17 protein-coding genes are annotated in these 18,536 nt (G+C 62.7%); 4 read left to right on the top strand and 13 right to left on the bottom strand.

Going from position 1 to position 18,536, the window contains the following annotated elements; genetic code table 11:
* Positions 1 to 12 precede the first annotated feature (12 nt).
* Positions 13 to 1,722 carry a SulP family inorganic anion transporter gene (locus tag P3T42_RS28265; RefSeq protein ID WP_074295930.1) on the bottom strand — a complete coding sequence of 570 codons (1,710 nt, stop codon included), beginning with the start codon at positions 1,720 to 1,722 and terminating at the stop codon, positions 13 to 15.
* Positions 1,723 to 2,456: 734 nt separating this feature from the next.
* Between P3T42_RS28265 and P3T42_RS28260 the strand changes: the two genes are divergently transcribed.
* Complete coding sequence (locus tag P3T42_RS28260; RefSeq protein ID WP_074295931.1) at positions 2,457 to 3,314, top strand: PA4780 family RIO1-like protein kinase; 858 nt, start codon at positions 2,457 to 2,459, stop codon at positions 3,312 to 3,314.
* 72 nt (positions 3,315 to 3,386) lie between these two features.
* Here P3T42_RS28260 and P3T42_RS28255 read toward each other — a convergent pair whose 3' ends face one another.
* The 6 genes from P3T42_RS28255 to P3T42_RS28230 all read right to left on the bottom strand — a co-directional run bounded on the left by P3T42_RS28255 (position 3,387) and on the right by P3T42_RS28230 (position 10,147).
* Positions 3,387 to 4,430: a LacI family DNA-binding transcriptional regulator gene (locus P3T42_RS28255; RefSeq protein WP_429307898.1), complete on the bottom strand. Its 1,044-nt coding sequence runs from the start codon at positions 4,428 to 4,430 to the stop codon at positions 3,387 to 3,389.
* A 24-nt stretch (positions 4,431 to 4,454) separates the two neighbouring features.
* Positions 4,455 to 5,537, bottom strand: coding sequence for an ABC transporter ATP-binding protein (locus tag P3T42_RS28250; protein WP_074295933.1), 1,083 nt, complete (start codon positions 5,535 to 5,537; stop codon positions 4,455 to 4,457).
* Between the two features lie 3 nt (positions 5,538 to 5,540).
* On the bottom strand, positions 5,541 to 6,473 hold the full coding sequence (locus P3T42_RS28245) for a carbohydrate ABC transporter permease (protein ID WP_074295934.1): 933 nt from the start codon (positions 6,471 to 6,473) through the stop codon (positions 5,541 to 5,543).
* Entirely contained in the window at positions 6,473 to 7,408 is a 936-nt protein-coding gene (locus P3T42_RS28240; protein ID WP_429307897.1) for a carbohydrate ABC transporter permease, read from the bottom strand. The genes P3T42_RS28245 and P3T42_RS28240 overlap by 1 nt, the downstream gene beginning before the upstream one ends.
* 7 nt (positions 7,409 to 7,415) lie before the next feature.
* The gene (locus P3T42_RS28235) at positions 7,416 to 8,654 is read right to left on the bottom strand and encodes an ABC transporter substrate-binding protein (protein WP_074295936.1); all 1,239 of its coding nucleotides are present in this window, start codon (positions 8,652 to 8,654) and stop codon (positions 7,416 to 7,418) included.
* A gap of 101 nt (positions 8,655 to 8,755) precedes the next feature.
* A complete protein-coding gene (locus P3T42_RS28230) occupies positions 8,756 to 10,147 on the bottom strand; it encodes a GH1 family beta-glucosidase (RefSeq protein ID WP_429307896.1) in 1,392 nt (463 codons plus the stop codon).
* 478 nt (positions 10,148 to 10,625) lie between these two features.
* Here P3T42_RS28230 and P3T42_RS28225 point away from each other — a divergent pair, with 478 nt between their 5' ends.
* From P3T42_RS28225 to P3T42_RS28215, 3 genes are all read left to right on the top strand, one after another.
* Complete coding sequence (locus P3T42_RS28225) at positions 10,626 to 11,393, top strand: DUF4410 domain-containing protein (protein ID WP_429307895.1); 768 nt, start codon at positions 10,626 to 10,628, stop codon at positions 11,391 to 11,393.
* A gap of 151 nt (positions 11,394 to 11,544) precedes the next feature.
* Positions 11,545 to 11,886: a hypothetical protein gene (locus P3T42_RS28220; protein WP_074295939.1), complete on the top strand. Its 342-nt coding sequence runs from the start codon at positions 11,545 to 11,547 to the stop codon at positions 11,884 to 11,886.
* A 2-nt stretch (positions 11,887 to 11,888) separates the two neighbouring features.
* Positions 11,889 to 12,773, top strand: a complete 885-nt coding sequence (locus P3T42_RS28215; protein WP_429307894.1) for a 4-hydroxy-tetrahydrodipicolinate synthase family protein — start codon at positions 11,889 to 11,891, stop codon at positions 12,771 to 12,773.
* A 106-nt stretch (positions 12,774 to 12,879) separates the two neighbouring features.
* Here P3T42_RS28215 and P3T42_RS28210 read toward each other — a convergent pair whose 3' ends face one another.
* The 6 genes from P3T42_RS28210 to P3T42_RS28185 all read right to left on the bottom strand — a co-directional run bounded on the left by P3T42_RS28210 (position 12,880) and on the right by P3T42_RS28185 (position 17,574).
* Complete coding sequence (locus P3T42_RS28210) at positions 12,880 to 13,767, bottom strand: PTS sugar transporter subunit IIA (RefSeq protein WP_429307893.1); 888 nt, start codon at positions 13,765 to 13,767, stop codon at positions 12,880 to 12,882.
* Between the two features lie 151 nt (positions 13,768 to 13,918).
* Positions 13,919 to 14,134 (bottom strand): hypothetical protein, encoded by a 216-nt coding sequence (locus tag P3T42_RS28205; protein ID WP_074295941.1) that lies wholly within the window; start codon positions 14,132 to 14,134, stop codon positions 13,919 to 13,921.
* A 14-nt stretch (positions 14,135 to 14,148) separates the two neighbouring features.
* Positions 14,149 to 14,442, bottom strand: a complete 294-nt coding sequence (locus P3T42_RS28200) for a hypothetical protein (protein ID WP_074295942.1) — start codon at positions 14,440 to 14,442, stop codon at positions 14,149 to 14,151.
* A 210-nt stretch (positions 14,443 to 14,652) separates the two neighbouring features.
* The gene (locus P3T42_RS28195; protein WP_074295943.1) at positions 14,653 to 15,375 is read right to left on the bottom strand and encodes a response regulator; all 723 of its coding nucleotides are present in this window, start codon (positions 15,373 to 15,375) and stop codon (positions 14,653 to 14,655) included.
* Positions 15,376 to 15,668: 293 nt separating this feature from the next.
* Positions 15,669 to 17,315 carry an NRAMP family divalent metal transporter gene (locus P3T42_RS28190; protein ID WP_429307892.1) on the bottom strand — a complete coding sequence of 549 codons (1,647 nt, stop codon included), beginning with the start codon at positions 17,313 to 17,315 and terminating at the stop codon, positions 15,669 to 15,671.
* 118 nt (positions 17,316 to 17,433) lie between these two features.
* Positions 17,434 to 17,574, bottom strand: coding sequence for a hypothetical protein (locus tag P3T42_RS28185; RefSeq protein ID WP_171991631.1), 141 nt, complete (start codon positions 17,572 to 17,574; stop codon positions 17,434 to 17,436).
* Positions 17,575 to 18,536: the final 962 nt, after the last annotated feature.

Raw genomic sequence — 18,536 nt, 5'->3', positions numbered from 1 at the left:
CCACCCTCCCCGCTACATCACACCCTGGGTGCGCGGATCCGCCGGCACGCCGACCGCAGCCAGCGCCTCATGCAAGGTGCTGAAGATGCACGAAGCCTTGATGACCTCGGTGATGCCATGCCGGTCCATGTCCGAACGCAGATAGCGATTCACCCGCGCAAACACGACCGTGACGTTGCGCTGCGTCAGCGCCTCAAGCAGATCGGTCAGCGATCGCGCCGCCGAATAATCCAGATCCGTGATCGCGCTTGCATCGACGACGAACGTGCCCACCTTGCTCGGCGCCCGGTCGATCAACTGGCGCACGTCCTCGACGAAAAAGTGGTCGTTGGCATAGAACAGGTCGGCGCCGAACCGGTAGACGATCAAACCCGGCGCAGTCTGCGTGCCCGGCTTCGCGGGCACCGGCTGCCAGCGTCCGTCCGGCCCCGGCGACAGCATCATCGTATGCGGCCGGTAGCTGTGGCGCACGTGACGCAGCAGCGACAGCGCCACGGCAATCAGAATCCCATGTTCGACGCCCAGCACCACCACTGCAATCGCCGTGAATATGGCCAGCGTGAATTCCCCTGGGCTCTCGCGCCGGATCGCCAGCAGGCTTTGCACATTGATCAGCCCGATCGCAATCGTGAAGACGATGCCCGCCAGCACGCAGTGCGGCAGATACTGCAGATACTTGCTGAAGAACAGCAGCACCACGACCACCACGCCCGCAAACGCCACCTGGGCGATCTGACTGCGCGAACCAGCGCGGTCCGCCATCGCGGTCTGGGTCGGGCTGCCGTTGACGACGAATGCGCCGGAGAACGACGCCACCGTATTGGCAGCGGCCAGGCCGAGAATGTCGGCGTTCAGGTCGACCTCCTCGTGGTAACGCTGCGCGAACACACGCCCGGCGGCCGCGCTTTGCGCAACGATCATCACGAAGCAGGAGGCGGCCACCGGCAGCAGATCGAGGATCTGGCGCCAGCTCGCGTGCGGCAGTCGCAAGGGCGGCAGCCCTCCGGCGACAGGGCCGAGAATCGCGATGCCGTGCGTGGAAAACTGGTAGAGATCGCTAGCGGCGATGCCTCCCACCACAGCCAGCAACGGCACCGGCAGACGCGGCACAAAACGCTTGGCGCCGAGAATGCTCACCACGACAAGCAATGAAATGGCGAAGGTCGGCAGGTTGACCTGCCCGAGATGGCTCACGACCTGCTCCACCTGGCCCGTGCTGTGCGGCGAAGACACGGCAATACCCAGCATGTCGCCCAGCATGGCGATGCCCACCTGCACCCCGACGCCGGCCAGAAAGCCGACCAGCACGGTGCGCGACAGGAAGTCGGCGAGGAATCCGAGTTTGAACACGCGGGCCACGAGCAGCAGCAGCGCGGTCAGCAAGGCGACCATGCCGGCAAGCGCGACGTATTCGCCGCTCGCGATCGGCGCCATGGTGGAGAGCTTGCTGGCGAAAATGGTTGCGGTCGCGGAGTCGGCGGCGACCACCAGATGACGCGAGGCGCCGAAGAACGCAAACGCCAGCAACGGCAGAAACACCGTGTACAGGCCGGTCACGGCCGGCATGCCGGCGATGCGTGCGTAGCCGAGTACTTGCGGAATATCCATCGACGCCAGCGTGATGCCGGCAAACACATCGCGCAGTGCGGCGGCGCGATTCAGCGGGAGGATGCCCTTCAATAGTCCAAAACGGGTGGCTAGTTTTTCTGGAGAGTCTTGCATGCAGGAATGCCGTCGCAATCAGGTGGGAATGCCGCATCCTGCCGCGAGTGGGCACTCCAATGCAAGACTCGATTGCCAACCGCACGGCAGGAGTTGCAAAACCTGGGGCGTAAGGAGAGGCTGAACGGGCTCGATTGCCCTATAGCCGCACACCGCGCCGTTGGCCCGCAAGAACTAGCGTTTGAGTTGTCCGGTGAGGGGATCGACGATCCTCGCAAAGCCAAACAGAGCGGCAATCGCAAGCGGACAGGCAATCAGGAAAGTGACTAACATCTTTCACCCCGTAACAAATTATGCCCGGCAGTGTAAAGGATCGACCGTGCTTTTAAATCAGGTAAACCCCGCAAAACGCCGTTGCACACGACGACAGCCGCCCGGCTCCGCTCCCTGACCGACCTTACGCATCGCGAGGCTCGGCCTCCTTGAACGATAGGAGGCCTACAAAGCTTACCGGACCGAAAGCCGACCCCTACTACGCGAGGGCGTAGGCACTACGCATGCTGCCGGCGACTCGCCCGGCGAGCCATCGACCCCATGCTCGCCCGCTCATAGAGGCGGACCGCCGAACCGCTCAAGCACCCAGGAATTCTGCCGATCGCCCCGTACACCTTATAATCGGGCATGACTCTATTCCCGCTCCAGGCCGCCCGCACTCAGGCAGCCACGCTCACGCGACCCGCCGTGCCCCGCTCCACCCCGCTTGCGTCCCCGTCCCCCTTTCAGGCGGTGGCCGCATGAAAACACCCAAACGTCTCGTTCCGCTCGTCGAAGAAGGCCTGATCGACGAAGTCATCAGCCAGTTGATGAGCGGCAAGGAAGCCACCGTCTACGTGGTGCGCAGCGGCGACTCGACCCGTTGCGCGAAGGTCTACAAGGACGCCAAACAACGCAGCTTCCGCCAGGCGGCCTCGTACCGCGAAGGGCGCAAGGTCAAGAACAGCCGTGAAGCACGCGCCCTCGAAAAAGGCAGCCGCTATGGCCGCGAAGTGCAGGAACAGCTCTGGCAAAACGCCGAGGTCGATGCGCTGTTTCGTCTGGCCAATGCCGGCGTGCGCGTGCCGCAGCCGTATATCTGCACCGACGGCGTCCTGTTGATGGAGCTCGTGACCGACGAGGACGGCAACGTCGCGCCGCGTCTGAACGATGTGGAGATGAGCGAGGCCCGCGCGGTCGAACTGCACGCCCTGCTGCTCAACCAGGTGGTGCGCATGCTGTGCGCCGGCGTGATTCACGGCGACCTGTCCGAGTACAACATCCTGCTCGCTGCCGACGGCCCGGTGATCATCGACCTGCCGCAGGCCGTGGACGCCGCCGGCAATCTCGAAGCCCCGGCGATGCTGGAACGCGACGTGGACAATCTTGCGACCTACTTCGGCCGCTTTGCGCCGCATCTGCTCAGCGCGAGCTACGGCAAGGAGATCTGGGCGCTGTTCGAAGGCGGCGAGCTCAATGTCGACGTGCAACTGACCGGACGTGTCGAACTCGACACCACGCCGGTCGATCTCGAGGCAGTGCTGCAGGAACTGGAGGACACGCGTCTCGACGAAGAGGCGCGCGTACGCCACGAACAGTCGCTGCGCGACGGCGCCTGACGCACGCGGGTTGCATCACGCTTTGGCGCGGCGGGTTCGAGGCGCCGCCTGCGGTTGCATGGCTTGCGTGGCCTACGCGGTTCGTGCTCGCCTGAATAGCCGCGGCCGTTGCGGCGCCGCCGCCACCGAGGCCCGCATCGTCACCGTGACCGGAAACTCGCGAAAGATATCCCACGCGGTGCCATAGCATTGATTCACCAGCCAGCGCACGGCGTTTTGCGTCAGGTCCGCGGTCGGAATATGCACCGAGGTCAGCGCGGGCGCCGCATAGGCCGCGGAATAATCGTCGTCGTAGCCGATCACCGAGACGTCGCCCGGCACCGCAACCCCCGCTTGCTGAAAGCGCGCGAGCGTACTCACCGCCATCGTATCGTTCGCGCAGAACACCGCGGTAAAGGGCCGTTCCGATTCGAGCAACGTCTGCGCCGCCGCATAGCCCCCTTCCGGCGAGAAGTCCGATTCGACCAGCGTCACGTCCTCCCGTTCGATGCCATGACGCGCCAGCTCCGCAAAAAAGCCGTCGATACGCGCCCGATTGTCCGAGGCGGTAAACGGCCCGGCAATCACCGCGATATCGCGATGCCCATGCTCGAGCAGGGTACGCGCGGCCAGTTCGCCGCCGCGCGCGTGATCCGCGCAAAACGAGGCCTCCGGCAGTTGCCCGAACATACGATTGAGGAACACCATCCGCGGATGCATCTTGTGCAGCCGGATCAGGTCCTCGTCATGCAGATCGTGACTGATCACGATCACGCCGTCGCAATCGCGGCCAATCAGAAACTCCACCGCTTCCAGGGCCTGCTCGCGCGGCGACGACTCGCCGCAACCGGTCGCCACCACCACGTGACGGTGCACGGCGCGCAATTCGGTATCGGTCTGCTTGAGGATCGTGCCGTAGTACGAGCCGAAAAAAGTCGGCACGAACAGGCCGATCAGGCCGAGCGATTGCGCCGCCATCGCGCGGCCGATCGACGAAGGGCGGAAGTTCAGCGCCTCGATGGCGGCTTGCACGCGGCGCATGGCATCGGCCGATACCGGTCCTTTGCCGGAAATCGCCCGCGACGCCGTCGACATGCCGACACCCGCCAGTTCCGCCACGTCTTTCAGGGTTGCCACACAGACTCCATCAAACCAGGCCGTTCAGAGACGGGCGCCACTGGCCTCGTCGAACAGCGAAATATGGGCGCTCTCGAGCGAAAAGGCACATGCGTCCCCTAACGCAACAGGCGACTTGTCCTGATCGATCGACGCGATCTGGGCGCCATGATAATCGAGCCAAATAACCCGGTGGTTGCCCATCGGCTCGACCAGCGAGACATTGCCGCGCTGCGCGAGATCCGCCCCGACCCGCACGTCCTCGGGACGCACACCGAGCACGCACGGCAGCGTGGTGTCGGGCAGCGTCTTGAACGGATAGCGCGACACGTCGAGATCGAGATGCTCGCTGCGAAAGCGCATGCCCTCCTCGCGCCGCTCGAGGCGGCCCGGCAGCATATTCATCGCCGGCGAGCCGAGAAAGGTCGCGACGAACAGGTTGTCCGGCCGCGCGTAGACTTCGGCAGGCGTGCCGATCTGCTGGATCACGCCGCCGCGCATCACGGCCATGCGGGTGGCGAGCGTCATCGCCTCCACCTGGTCGTGCGTCACGTAGATCATCGTCGCGCCTAACCGTTGATGAAGCTGCTTCAGTTCGCGGCGCAACTCGGTGCGCAGTTTCGCGTCGAGGTTCGAGAGCGGCTCGTCGAACAGGAACACGTCCGCCTCGCGCACAATGGCGCGGCCGATCGCCACGCGCTGGCGCTGGCCGCCGGACAGTTGCGCCGGCTTGCGCTTGAGCAGCGGCCCAAGTTGCAGCATCTCGGAGGCACGCGTCACGCGGCGCTCGATCTCCGCCTTGGGCGTGCCGTTGATACGCAGTGCAAACGACAGGTTGCGCTCCACGCTCATGGTCGGATAGAGCGCATACGACTGGAACACCAGCGAGATGCGGCGGTCTTTCGGATCGGCCCAGGTCATATCCTGGCCGCCTATTTCGATGCTGCCGTCGGCAACGTCGATCAGCCCCGCAATGCTATGCAGCAAGGTGGATTTGCCGCAGCCGGACGGTCCGAGCAGCACCACGAATTCGCCGGCGTCGACATCGAGATCGAGCGCCTCGATGACCGTGTTCGCGCCCAGATCGATCCGCAGGTTACGAATCGACACGTTCGATACATTGGTCATGCTCTATCCCTTGACTGCGCCGGAAGCAATGCCGCGCACAAACCAGCGGCCCGAAATGAAGTAGATGGCAAGCGGCACCAGCGAGGTCAGGATGGTGGCCGCCATGTTCACGTTGTAGAGACGCTCGCCGGTGGTGGTGTTGATGATGTTGTTCAGTTGCACCGTCATCGGCAGGTTCTTGGTGCCCGCGAACACCAGGCCGAGAATGAAGTCGTTCCAGATGCCGGTGACCTGCATGATCACCGCGACCACGATGATCGGCGTGGACATGGGCAGCATCAATTGCAGGAAAATGCGCCAGAAACCGCCGCCGTCGATGCGTGCCGCCTTGAACAGCTCCAGCGGAATCGACGCGTAGTAGTTGCGAAACAGCAGCGTCATGATGGGCATGCCGAAGATCGTATGAATCACCACGATGCCCGGCAGCGAGCTGAACAGATGCACGCTCGCCAGCACACGCACCAGCGGGTAGACCATCACCTGCACCGGAATGAACGCGCCCATCAACAGGATCGCAAACAGCACCCCTGCCCCACGCGGCCGCCAGAACGACAGGGCGTAGCCGTTCACCGCGCCGATCGCGATGGACAGAATCGTGCTCGGCACCACAATGCGCACCGAGTTCCAGAAGCCGACCTGAATGCCGTTGCAGTCGAGCCCGGTGCACGCCGAGGCCCATGCATCGCGCCATGGTGCGAGCGTGAAATGCATGGGCAAGGCCAACAGGTTGCCCATGCGTATCTCGGTCATCGGCTTGACCGAGGTCACCAGCATCACGTAAAGCGGCAGCAGGAAAAACAACGCTGCAGTGATCAGGAACGCGTACACGCCAAAACGCGCGGGACTGAAGTGCGAGCGGCGCTTGCGGCCGGATCCGGCCGCGCGTCGCGCCACCGGGGCATCAACGGGCTTGGCAACTGAAGGGACCGTATTCATCAAACGTCCTTGCGCAAGGCGGCGCGGCTGCGCAGATAGAAGAACGGCGCGAGAATCGCCAGCACGGTGGTCAGCAAAACAATCGAAGCGGCCGAGGCAAGACCGATGTTGGCGCGGCCAAACAGATAGTCCATGATGAACTTGGCCGGTACTTCGCTCGCCGTGCCGGGGCCGCCCTGCGTCATCGCCACCACGGCGTCGTAGAGCTTGACCACCATCACGAACAGCAGCACGAATGCCGTGGACATCGAAGTCTTGAGCATCGGCACCACGATGCTCGCGTAGACCCGCCAGCGCGGAATGCCGTCGATGCGCGCGGCCTTCCAGATCTCGTCGTCGATGCCGCGCAGGCCGGCCAGCAACAAGGCCATCACGAGCCCGGACGCCTGCCAGACGGTGGCGATCACCAGCGTATAGACGACCCAGTCCTGATCGACGATCCAGTCGAAGCGCGCGTGCACAAAGCCGAGTCGATGCAACACCTCCTGCACGCCCAGCTCCGGATTGAGAATCCACTGCCAGACCAGACCGGTGGCGACGAACGACATCGCATACGGATACAGGAACACCGTGCGCAACGCGCCCTCGGCCACCACCCTCTGATCGATGAAGATCGCCAGCAGCAGGCCGATCACCATGCACGCGACGATAAAGCACGCCCCGTAGATCACGATGTTCTGCAGCGACACCATCCAGCGGTCGTTGTGGAACAGCCGCACGTATTGCGTCACGCCGGCGAAGTGGTCAGACGGAAAAGTGCGCGACAGCGTCAACGAGACCCGTGCGGTCCACAGCATGGTGCCGAGGTACGCGAAGACCACCGTCACCACCATCGGCAGTAACGCGATCCAGGCGGCCAGCGGCCAACGCCGTCCAAGCGGCTTCGACCGCCTGGACGGTCTTGACGAGGTGGAGGTCAGGCCGAGTGCGCGCATCGCGTGCCTAGCCCTTCAGTGCGCTGGCGAAGGCCTTTTGCGCATCGTCGGCCGACTCGTTCTTGTTCCAGAAGTTGGTGATGACGTCGGTCAACGCGCCCTGCAGGTCCGGCGAAATCAACATTTCCGGATTCGGCAACTGGCGCGACTTGTCCTTCATGATCGCAATGCCCTCCTTCGCGCAGATGTCGAGGCTGCTGGTGTCCACGTCGGGACGGATCGGAATCGAGCCTTTCTTCGAGCTAAACGCCACCTGAGCCTCAGGCGAGGTCATGACGGTAGCGAGCAGGTTCTGCGCCTTGATGGCGTTGGCGTTATCGGTCTTCGGGAACACGAAGACATCGCCTGCCACCATGTACGGCGAGTGCGGACCGAAACCCGGGAAGCAGCCGAAGTCCTTGCCGGCCACCTGATTGGCCGCCGAGAACTCGCCCTTCGCCCAGTCGCCCATCACCTGCATGCCGGCCTTGCCCGAAATCACCAGTGCGGTCGCGTCATTCCAGTTGCGGCCGGGCGAGCCCGCATCGACGTAGTTGTGCAGGCGCTTGAAGGTCGTCAGCACGTTCTTGAAGGCGGCCGAGTTGACCGCGTTCTGATCGTGGTCGCGATACACCTTCAGATAGAGGTCCGTGCCGCCGACGTCGGCAAACACCGCGTCGAAGGTGATCTTCTCTTGCCATGCCTGGCCGCCGAGCGCGAGCGGAATGAGGCCCGCCGCTTTCAGCTTGTCGAGATCGGTGAACAGTTCATCGAAGGTCTGCGGTTCGCCTGCAATGCCGGCTTTCTTGAACGCGGCCTTCGAATAGAAGAACCAGTCCTGCATGTGGATATCGACGGGCGCGGCGTAAAAGTGCCCGTTGACCTTGATGGAGTCGAGAATCGACTGCGGGAAAATCGCGTTCCAGTTTTCCTTGGCCGCTACCGTGTCGACGTTGTTGAGCATGCCCTGATCGATCAGGTCATGAAACTGCTTCGAGGTGTTGAACTGCGCTGCAGTGGGTGGATCGCCGCCGACAATCCGGTTGATCGCCGTGGCGCGCGCCTGATCGGCGCCGGCCACCGCATTGTCGACCCACAGGCCGCCGGCCTTGTTATAGGCATCCGCGAACTGGCGGATCGCCGCGGATTCGCCGCCCGAGGTCCACCAGTGAATCACGTTGGCCTTCAACGGGTCGGCATGGGCAACCACACCATTGAGCGCGAGTGCCAGGGCAATAGCGCTCACGAGTTTCCTTCTGCTGTGCATTCCGTCTCCTCCAGGCTTTACGCCTTTGTTTCGGGTCGACATACCAACCAGCTCTGCCTGTTCACGCACGGGCACCCGTTGCGATGCCCCGGTTACGTGACTCAGTTACGCAACCTCCGCTCCGCGAGAAACTTTGCGATCAATTCTGCACTGCGTTTGACGGTGCGTTTCTGTGTTTCGTAGTCGACGTGCACCACGCCGAAGCGCCGTTCATAACCGAACGCCCATTCGAAGTTGTCCATCAGCGACCAGACGAAATAGCCGCGAATATCGACACCCGCCTTGATCGCGCTATCCACCGCGGCAAGATGGCGCTTGAGAAAGGAAATGCGCTGCGGATCGTCGACGTGGCCTTCGACCACCTTGTCGTCCGACGCCATGCCGTTCTCGGTGATATAGATGGGCGGCAGGTTCGAGTACGTCTTGTCAAAGCCGATCAGCAGGTCCCGCAACCCATCCGGATGCACTTCCCAGCCCATCTGCGTACGCTCCACGCCTTCCAGCGGGACTTCGGTAAAGCCATGTCCGCCGTCGCTTTCGACGTTGGTACGGAAATAGTAGTTGATGCCGAGGAAATCGAGCGGCGCCGCGATCGTCTTCAGGTCGCCGTCCAGCACCAGCGGTTCGGTGCCCGGCCAGAGTTCGAACAGATCTTCCGGATACGCGCCTTTGAGCAGCGGGTCGAGAATCCACGCATTGTGCTGCACCTCGAACAGATGCGCCGCGCGTTGATCTTCAGCGCTGGCGGAATTCGCCGTGCCGCGGCCGACGTTGGCGACGATGCCCTTCTGCGAAGCCGGATCGTTCGCGCGCAGCACCGGAATCGCCGAGCCGTGCGCGAGCAGCAGATGATGCATGGCTTGCGTCGCGAAGCGGCCGTTCGCGAGGCCCGGCGCGTGATGGCCGTTGCCGTAGCCCAGATAGGCCGAGCACCACGGCTCGTTGAGCGTCATCCATGCATCGACCTGGCCCGCGAGTTCGCGGCTCATCAGATCCGCATAATCGGCAAAGCGGTACACGGTGTCGCGATTGAGCCAGCCGCCGCGATCCTCGAGATGCTGCGGCAAGTCCCAGTGGTACAGCGTGACGAAGGTCTTGAGGCCCTTCTCCTTGAGGCGGGCGAGCAGCCGCTTGTAGAAGTCGAGTCCTTTCTGGTTCGGCCGGCCGGCTTCGTCCATGACGCGCGGCCAGGCAATCGAGAGACGGTACGCTTCGAAGTTGAGCGCCGTCAGCAGGTCGAAGTCGCCTTCCCAGCGATGGTAGTGATCGCAGGCCACCGCGCCGGTGTCGCCGGCGAGCACTTTGCCCGGAATCGCAGAGAAGGTGTCCCAGATCGACGGCAGACGGCCGTCCTCATGCACGGCGCCCTCGATCTGATAGGACGCGGTGGCCGCGCCGAGCAGAAACTGCTTGCGCCAGAGCGCGGAATCGGCCGCCGGCGAGAACGGGTCGCTGTTCAGGTCCTGGGATGGAGCGAATGTGTCGTATGCCACGGTTTCTCCTTTGTCGACCGGAGCGGGCGCTCTAGCGCTGACTCCGGTCCCATGCAAAGTGGTTACTGCGCGAGGTCGTTGAACCGGTCGAACCGGTTGGGCGGAAGCGGAGTGGAAGCGCTTCCACAAGACCTGCGAACGATAGCAGCGGCGAATTCCTTGCAGCAATCAGGGTTTGTCTGGATAGGGTGCGCAGGGGCGGCTGACGGGTCGGGACACGCTTGCCGCTATTCGTCTGCTGATGCAGCAGAACCGCCGGGCTTTGTGACATCACTCGACATAATTGAAGCGTGGAGTTCAAAACCTCATTCCCCCATACTCGCCTCTGCTGCCGGTGCACCTGCAAAACGCGCCTAGGACCAGCAGGTGTATCGCGCATGAATGAGATCGACGATGAATCAGCATCCTACGGTTTCGCAATCATCGGACGATACGTTTAAGCGAGTGACGACACAACCGTGTCAGGGACAGGATGAGCATGTTGAATTCAATTCGATTCGTAGCCCTTAAGAGTGCGCGTGGCGCCTCGGCAGCCGTGATAATTCTGTGCGCGTTGCTCGCCGGCTGTGCCGGCGGCGTCAGCAACACCACCGCCTATTCGGCCCCGCCGCAAGTGCACCCGGATACCATTTACGTCTATTCGTTCGACAGCACGCCGGACCAGGTGAAGCTCGACACCGGCGGCGTGATCCAGAAAGTGACGTCGCAGTTCGACGGCGCGTCGGCCGCGCAAAAGCAGGCTCAGGAAGCGGCCGAAGTGCGCGAGCAGGTCGCCAACGGGATCGTGCAGCAGTTGCAATCCATGGGTCTGCACGCCATCCGCTCGGACGTCCCTGCCCCGGCGGATCAGAACGTTCTGCTCATACAGGGCAAGTTCGACACCATCGATTCGGGCAACCGCCGCCGTCGCATGCTGATCGGTCTCGGCGCAGGCAAGAGCGAACTCAGCACCTCGGTGCAGCTTCTGTACAAGCCTGCCGGCGGCGCGCCGCGGCTCGTGCAAAGTTTCGACGCCAGCGCGGACAGCGGCAAAATGCCCGGCATCGCGGAAACGGCTGGGGTGGGCGCAGCGGCCGGCCATCTGGCGACATCGGCGGCGGCAGGCGCAGGGTTGCATGGCGTATCGGAGACGACCCACGGCGGCGCAGCGGGCAATGCGAAGAAGCTGGCCGAGTCCATCGCAAAGCAGGTCGCGCAGATCGGCAAAACGCAGGGCTGGATGCCCGCCGAACGCACCAAGGGCTAGTCACACGGGTCGATGCGCCGGGTTCGGCAGGCGCATCGACCCTCCCACCACCGCATTTTTCTACAAGGAACGCGGATTTTTGCGCGATGTTTACACCGAGGGGTCTACTCTAGTCACTGTGTTGAACAACCACAGCAACGACTACCCTCTCATGGCTCTCCCCCTGTCACTTCAAGTCTTCGACGCTGAACCGCAACGCCAGCAACCTGTCTCACGCCACAACGTCATCCCCTTCCCTTCGCCGCGCGTGCAGTTGCCGGTGACACTCCTCGGCCTCTCTGAGGACGATGCGCGCACCCAACTCAAGACGCTGCTGCATTCGCCGCTGGGCGTCTATGTCGTCAGCACCGAGGTCGTGCGCGATCATGTGCACCTGAATCTGGACATCGCTCCCGATGACCTCGACTTCACGATGCACGCACTGATTACGACGCTACCCTATGCCATGATCGGCCCGCTCAAGCGCCGCAACACCGGCAAGGAGACGCGTTAATCATGTATTCAGGCATCTGGTTGCCGCTCGTCACGCCCATGCGCAACGGTGAGGTGGATATCGACGCGCTCCAGCATCTGGCGGACTACTACTCGCGCACCGAGATCAGCGGCTTCGTCGCCCTGGGCACCACCGGCGAAGCCGCTTTGCTGTCGGAAACCGAGCGGGTCACCGTGTTGCAAGCCATCACCGACGTGGTCGGCGGCCGCTTGCCGGTACTGGTCGGAGTGGGCGGATCGGACACGCGTGAAGTCGTCCGCGAGCTTCGCCGCTACGAGCATTGGGATTGCGCCGGCTATCTGGTCTCGCCGCCGTCCTACATTTGCCCGGACCAGGCCGGCGTGCAATGGCACTTCGAACAGGTTGCGCTCGCAACCGACCGCTCGATCGTGCTGTACAACGTACCGCATCGCACCGGCGTAGCCATCGCGCCGGACACCGTCGCGCGCCTCACCGAGTATGACAACGTCGTGGCGATCAAGGAATGCGTGAAGGATCACTTCGACAAGCTGCGCAGCGTGCCGATCAGCCTGCTGTGCGGCACGGACGACGCGTTCGTCGACTGCATCAGCCAGGGCGGCGCCGGCGGCATTCTGGCCAGCGCCCATGTCTGCGCGGACCTGTTGATCGAAGTGCAGGCACTCGCGGAAAACCGGCTCGTCGAGCAGGCCCAGACGCTCTTCTCGAGCCTGCAACCGGTGCTGCGTCTATTGTTCTCCGCGCCCAATCCGACTGCCATCAAGGCCATGCTGGCGTTCGATCATCCCATGACGGACGAAACGCGGATGCCGATTACGCGTGCTTCCGCTGAACTCGTGGCGCGTTTGAGCCAGGCTCGCGAGGCCCTGCAGGATTTACGTGCGGAGTTTGCCGGGGCCGGCCACTAACAACCACAAAAGAAACCACAAAAACCGGGGCCTATCGCTTCAAGGTGATGGGCCCCGTTGGCTTTGGCGATGCAGAGCGACCCAGATTCGCTCCGCTTCGAACCGATCAAGCCGCAACGTACTCCACAAAAAGCTGGCACACCGCGTGCGCTTCGTAGCAGGCATGCAGTTGCTCGCGGAACTGATGATCGCAGAAGCGTTCCGCCACATCCGCCAGCAGGCGCAAATGGGTCGTATTGGCCCACTTCGGTACGAGCAACGCGACGATATCGCTGACGGGCTTGCCATCCGGTGCGTCGAACGCAATCGGCGTAGCGGGCCGCACGTACAGCACCATGGCCTGGCGCAGCCCTTTGATCTGACCGTGCGGAACGGCGACACCCTGCCCCAGCCCTGTCGAGCCGAGCGCTTCGCGCGCCGCGAGTCCCGCGGTCACGGCCGCTGCCGGCAGCGCATAGCGTTGTTCGAAGAAACGGCCCAGTTCGACGAACAGGGCCTCGCGGTCCGCCACCTCCAAACCGAGCAGCACGTGGTCGCGCGACATCAGTTGAGCGATCGCGCCGCCGGCGGTCTCGGCGTCGGCCTCCGCAACGGCCGTCTCATCGGCGGGGTCGGGCACGTTCACGCGCGGCGCGGACTCCGCATGCATCAAGCCACGCCACACATCGGTGGGGGCGTCCGGCACTTCGAAGAGTTGACCGAGCTCTGCTGTGGGCGCAAGGTGCGCGACCCGCTGGATCGCGCCATTGACCGCCGTCTTCGGCATATAGAGCGACAGGCGCACGCGACCCGTTCCGGGCAGCGGCGCGACGCGGATGGTCCACGGCTGGTCGCCGCAGTCGCGTATGAGCGCCTGGCGTAACGGTGTGGCGTGTTGTGCGTCGAGCGTCACGTGCATCATCACGTTACGGCCCGCCGTGGCATGCGACCGGGGCCGAGCCGCGCTCTTGCCCGATCCGAGAAAAGCCCGCAGGCTCGTCATTGGGTGCGTCATGTCGCCCCTCGTTGCGTTAGCTTGATGTCAGGCTACACGAATTGGCGTCAAGCTCGCGTAAAAATCTTCGGCATGTGCCAACCGCTTTTCCCGTCGCGCTCACCACCTGCAAACGCGACCGGAGAAGCGGTCGAAGAGCATGCCGCCTGTCTCAGAGGCCGAGAATGCGCCGGGCTTCGAGTTCCGCCAACTCCAGCGCAGCGTCGGAGCTGCGCATGGGTCGGCCGCAGCCGCGTCCTGTGATCTGCTGCAGCGTTTTGCTGTCACGCGTAGTGGTCACACGAAGCGCGCCTTTGAACATCTGGCCCGGAGCGGGAAACACGCAGGCCTCTACGGTCATGTTTCCCTTGGTTTGTTTGAATGCCATACGATTCCCTATGATTAGTGTGCCGCGCCGTTGATCGCAAGACCTGCCGGCCGGGCTTCAAAGCGGTACTGAAGATGCTTGGGATAGTGCGGATCCAGTTCGCGCACAAGCCGGTCGATTTCCCGCCCAAGCTCGCCGCAGCCGTCAACTCCCAGCAACTGGGTGGCTTTCGCTATCCCCTCGCCGAATTTCTCGACCATGAGCGCCGCAAGTGCAGGCGTTTCCGCGCCCCGCGCGACATCGCTCTGGCGATTCTCCGCATAGCGCTGGATCTCCACGATCAAAGCCTTGATTTCGTCATTTTTCATTGCTTGCCAGCCTCTACTGTTTGCAGCCGCGCTGGAGTGCGGCCCGTACGACGCCACCGCCATTCCCGACGGTGAGAATGCGCTTTACATTTAGAACTCCAAATTCTTCATCGAGTCCATCATGACGTTTCTATTTCAGCACATGCCGTGTCAAGAAGCCGCAAAACCAGACGGGGTAGCTGCAAAGATTGTGTAATGGCGCGCCATGCCCTACTCGGCTGACTCGGCCGGCAAGTCCTCGACGCCGATCAGCCGGTAGCCGACACCGCTCTCCGTGACGATATGCTCGGGCTGCGCCGGGTCGCATTCCAGCTTCTGCCGCAGGTGCCCCATGTAAATGCGCAGGTAATGGAAGTTGTCGGCACGAGCCGGCCCCCACACTTCCTGGAAGAGCTGGTGATGCGTGAGCACCCGCCCCGGATGCCGCGCGAGTGCGGACAGCAAGCGGTATTCGATCGGGCTCAGATGAACGGTCTCGGTGCCGCGCACCACGCGTCGCTCGCCCAGATCGAGCGTGATCGTGCCGAAGCGAACCTGCGACAGCACGGAGCGGCCGCCGCGTGCCTGCCGGCGCAAATGCGCGCGGATTCGCGCCATCAGTTCCGGCAATCCGAATGGCTTGGTCAGGTAGTCGTCGGCGCCGGCGTCGAGTGCCTTTACCTTGTCTTCCTCGCGGCTGCGGCCGGACAGCACGATCACAGGCACCGTCGACCACGCACGCAATTCGCGGATCATCTCCGTGCCGTCCATATCCGGCAGGCTGAGATCGGCGACCACCAGGTCGGGCCGCCGCGTGGCGGCCTGGGCCAGTCCCTGCAAACCCGTGCTGGCTTCGAAGACCGCCATGCCCTCTGCCTCCAGGGCAAACCGGACAACACGGCGAATATTTTTCTCGTCGTCGATCAGGACAACGGTCACAGTCGGCTCGGTCATGATGCGAAGCGAAGTCGACCGTGCCAGATCATCAAGTTCAAAACCAACCTCATTTTTATGAACGACATCACTCGACACCGGCCCGCAAGCCGTAGCGTCGCAACCTCTCTTTTCAGGTTGGCTAAATGTATAGCGCGATGCGAATAAAAATGTCGTAAATCCGGCGTGATGGAACACAGGCAGACGCACTGACGCGACGCGCCAGGCCCTGGCACGCGGCCCTGCCCGGCTGAGTGCAGGCAGGCACCGCGTTGAGTGCACGGCCGGGAGTCCGGACCGTGCTGAGAGGCGATTTACTTCAGGAGCGTCATCTGCACGACCTTCACGATCACCAGCGCGACGGCCAGCAGCAGGTAGCCGCGCAGCACCCCCATCCAGACACGCTTGCTCAGCGTGAGATTCGGCGGCGGCAGTTCGTCGAGCGGCGGCATGCGCCACGTGTCACGTGCGCCCTTCGGATAGGCGTGGACGTCAACGTCCGCCGTTTCACGACGAAACCGCCGAAGCCCTGTCGTCGCAGCGTAGCCGAAGACGGCCAGCAGGGTGCCGCCCGCGAGCGTTTCCAGAATCGTTTCGCCCGTGATATCCGGGTACACCACTGAAGCGGTCAGGATGATGGACAGCATCACCAGCACCCAGACGACGGCGCCGGTAAACACGTTCAGCTTCTTCGAGTTGACCCACGGGCCGAGCACGGCCTTGTCGTTACACAGCAGCAGCAAAAACACGGTTGCGCTGGGCAGCAGAATGCCCGCGAGCGTCTGCACCGCTTCCGTCAGCAGGCCAAGCGGGCTGCCGGGAATCAGCACGAGCGCCGCAGCAGCGGCAACAATGCCGAAGTACACCAGATAGAAACCCTTTGCATCCGACACATTGCGATGCAGCGAGTGACGGATCTTGAACACGTCGCCAATGGCATACGCGGTCGATAGCGACACCGCAGCCGCACCGATGATGGCGGCGTCGAACAGCGCAACAGCGAAGAGCACGGCCGAGGTGTGGCCCGCGTATTTATCGAGGCCGGCGATCACGCCACCGGCATCCGTGAAATTGCCGAATTCAGGCTTGCCGGAGAAGAGCGCAGCGCAGAAGGCAATCATCGCCACCGCACCGATCAGCACGAACACGATGCCAATCCACAGGTCCGCTTTTTCATACTTCATGAAGCGCGGGGTGATGCGCTTGTCGACCACATAGCTCTGCTGGAAGAACAATTGCCACGGAGCGACCGTCGTGCCGACAATGCCGATGACCAGCAGCATCACATCGCTCAGCTTCGAGTTGGCAGGCCAGTTCGGGATGAAGAAATCGCGCGTCATCTGCGCGACCGGCGGATGAATCGACACCAGCACCGGCACCAGTAGCAGGCTCAGCAGACACAGCACAACCGCGAAGCGTTCGAAGCGCCTGAAGTTACCTGTACTGACGGCCGCCATGGTCAACGCCGCGGCGATGCAAACCCCGAGTATCTTGGAGACGCCGAAGAAGTCGAGCACAAACGTAATGCCGATGAACTCGGTCACGATGGTCAGCGCATTGAGGATGAACAGGTCGACGACGCTGAACGCCCCCCAGAATTTACCGAACCGTTCGAAGATGAGACGCGCGTGCCCGACGCCCGTCACTGCGCCCAGGCGCAGCACCATCTCCTGATTGACGAACAGCACGGGGACCAGCAGCAGCATCGTCCATAGCAAAGTAGTGCCGTAGTTCTGACCTGCCTGGGTGTAGGTGCCGAAGGCGCCGGCATCGTTGTCCCCCACCATCACGATGAGGCCGGGACCGAGAATGGCCAGCAGGGTTCGGAAGCGCGCCCACCAGTTGGTGCGCGGCGCGGTGTCGTGATGCGCGATGGTCCCGAGCGCACCCTTGATGTCGCCAAGATGCGCGTCGTCGAGGACGGCGCTGCGTGGCGGTGAGACGTTGGATGGAGTCGACATGTTGTTTTATTCCCCAAAGACGGGTGATTGCAAAGAAAAGGCGCACCTCTGCCATACGTAAGGGCGTGCGTCGCCGAGCGACGACGTCGCTTGCGTATGGCGGAAACAGCGCGAGAAATTACGAAAGGAGCGTCTTGAGACGCAGCCAGAACACGGCGAGTTTGCGCGGTTCGGGGGCGTGCAGCGCCAGCATCGCGTCGTAGTGGACGCGCGATTCCTGGACGTGCGGCAGTTGCGACAGGAGCAGACCGAAGTTCATGATATTTCTCCGAGCGTTTGGCTTAACGCGGTGTGCGGAAAGCCAGCCGACACGAAGGCTGGGCGCATCCTGCGCGCAGCGACGACGGTCTACTCGCTTTCCTCAGACAAAGGGAAAGGACAAGCTAAAGATGAGCGGCATAAGGGATAACTGTCACTGTCCGGCATGGGAGCTCCTTTTTTGGCAGACGTGCGCTGGCTACGCACGTGTTTGTCCACGCGTCGATCCGCGCCTGCAAAACGAACAGGCGCAAACGGACACGGCCGCGAGTGGGTGCTCGCGACACGGTGCCATAGGGACGCACGTCATCGTGGCGGCTCTATGGCGCTAATCAAGGTGCACGGAGAGGATTACTTCGGCGCGCACCGTCTGCCTGCTGGCAAGACGGCGGCTGAGAAAGAGAGCGCGGACGTCCTGCCGGTCAGGCAGCAAACAAATTCGAAGATCGACTACTGCTGGTGTCCAAGGCATTCGCCCCGTTTGTGAAGATGCCCGAATTTTAGGTGCGACTTAAATCCGAAGTCAATCGATTCGTTAAGCAGAGCCAAGATAATTTTCAGGCATCGCAGATTCTTTCCGAATCACAAGAAAAGAAAGGTCGATGCAAGATATGGCGAGGTGTCGAACCTGCGCCGCAGAAGCGTTCCCGCATGCTTTCTCGGAGGCGATTCGGAGCGCGATATTCATGTGGTTTTTTTACTTGCCGGTTCGCGCAAGATGCGAATACAATCCGCCCGTCTCATCAAAAGGAGTCCCTCGTGGACGCAAGCTCTAGTAGTGGAAGTCCGATGCCGGCCCGTGCCGGCAGCACACACGCGAGATAGCCGCCGCAGGATCCCTCCTTCGCCGCTAACTCGCTTCAGTCGGGTTAGCGCGCTTCATCTCTGACCGGTATTGCGCCGGTCCGTCAGCAGCACGCTCCCTTGTACGACCGCCTTTCGCAAGCTCGCTTGCGAGACGCC

The organism is Paraburkholderia sp. GAS38 (assembly GCF_050434965.1).
GTDB lineage: Bacteria > Pseudomonadota > Gammaproteobacteria > Burkholderiales > Burkholderiaceae > Paraburkholderia > Paraburkholderia phenazinium_A.
This window is presented reverse-complemented; position numbering and strand designations above follow the sequence as displayed.

Bases quoted from the DNA above. Each gene is read 5' to 3' on its own strand.
- P3T42_RS28205 (WP_074295941.1), bottom strand. From the start codon at position 14,134: ATGGCATTCAAACAAACCAAGGGAAACATGACCGTAGAGGCCTGCGTG.
- P3T42_RS28200 (WP_074295942.1), bottom strand. From the start codon at position 14,442: ATGAAAAATGACGAAATCAAGGCTTTGATCGTGGAGATCCAGCGCTAT.
- P3T42_RS28260 (WP_074295931.1), top strand. From the start codon at position 2,457: ATGAAAACACCCAAACGTCTCGTTCCGCTCGTCGAAGAAGGCCTGATC.
- P3T42_RS28225 (WP_429307895.1), top strand. From the start codon at position 10,626: ATGTTGAATTCAATTCGATTCGTAGCCCTTAAGAGTGCGCGTGGCGCC.
- P3T42_RS28245 (WP_074295934.1), bottom strand. From the start codon at position 6,473: ATGAATACGGTCCCTTCAGTTGCCAAGCCCGTTGATGCCCCGGTGGCG.
- P3T42_RS28265 (WP_074295930.1), bottom strand. From the start codon at position 1,722: ATGCAAGACTCTCCAGAAAAACTAGCCACCCGTTTTGGACTATTGAAG.
- P3T42_RS28185 (WP_171991631.1), bottom strand. From the start codon at position 17,574: ATGAACTTCGGTCTGCTCCTGTCGCAACTGCCGCACGTCCAGGAATCG.
- P3T42_RS28215 (WP_429307894.1), top strand. From the start codon at position 11,889: ATGTATTCAGGCATCTGGTTGCCGCTCGTCACGCCCATGCGCAACGGT.
- P3T42_RS28195 (WP_074295943.1), bottom strand. From the start codon at position 15,375: ATGACCGAGCCGACTGTGACCGTTGTCCTGATCGACGACGAGAAAAAT.
- P3T42_RS28235 (WP_074295936.1), bottom strand. From the start codon at position 8,654: ATGCACAGCAGAAGGAAACTCGTGAGCGCTATTGCCCTGGCACTCGCG.
- P3T42_RS28210 (WP_429307893.1), bottom strand. From the start codon at position 13,767: ATGACGCACCCAATGACGAGCCTGCGGGCTTTTCTCGGATCGGGCAAG.
- P3T42_RS28190 (WP_429307892.1), bottom strand. From the start codon at position 17,315: ATGTCGACTCCATCCAACGTCTCACCGCCACGCAGCGCCGTCCTCGAC.
- P3T42_RS28250 (WP_074295933.1), bottom strand. From the start codon at position 5,537: ATGACCAATGTATCGAACGTGTCGATTCGTAACCTGCGGATCGATCTG.
- P3T42_RS28220 (WP_074295939.1), top strand. From the start codon at position 11,545: ATGGCTCTCCCCCTGTCACTTCAAGTCTTCGACGCTGAACCGCAACGC.
- P3T42_RS28240 (WP_429307897.1), bottom strand. From the start codon at position 7,408: ATGCGCGCACTCGGCCTGACCTCCACCTCGTCAAGACCGTCCAGGCGG.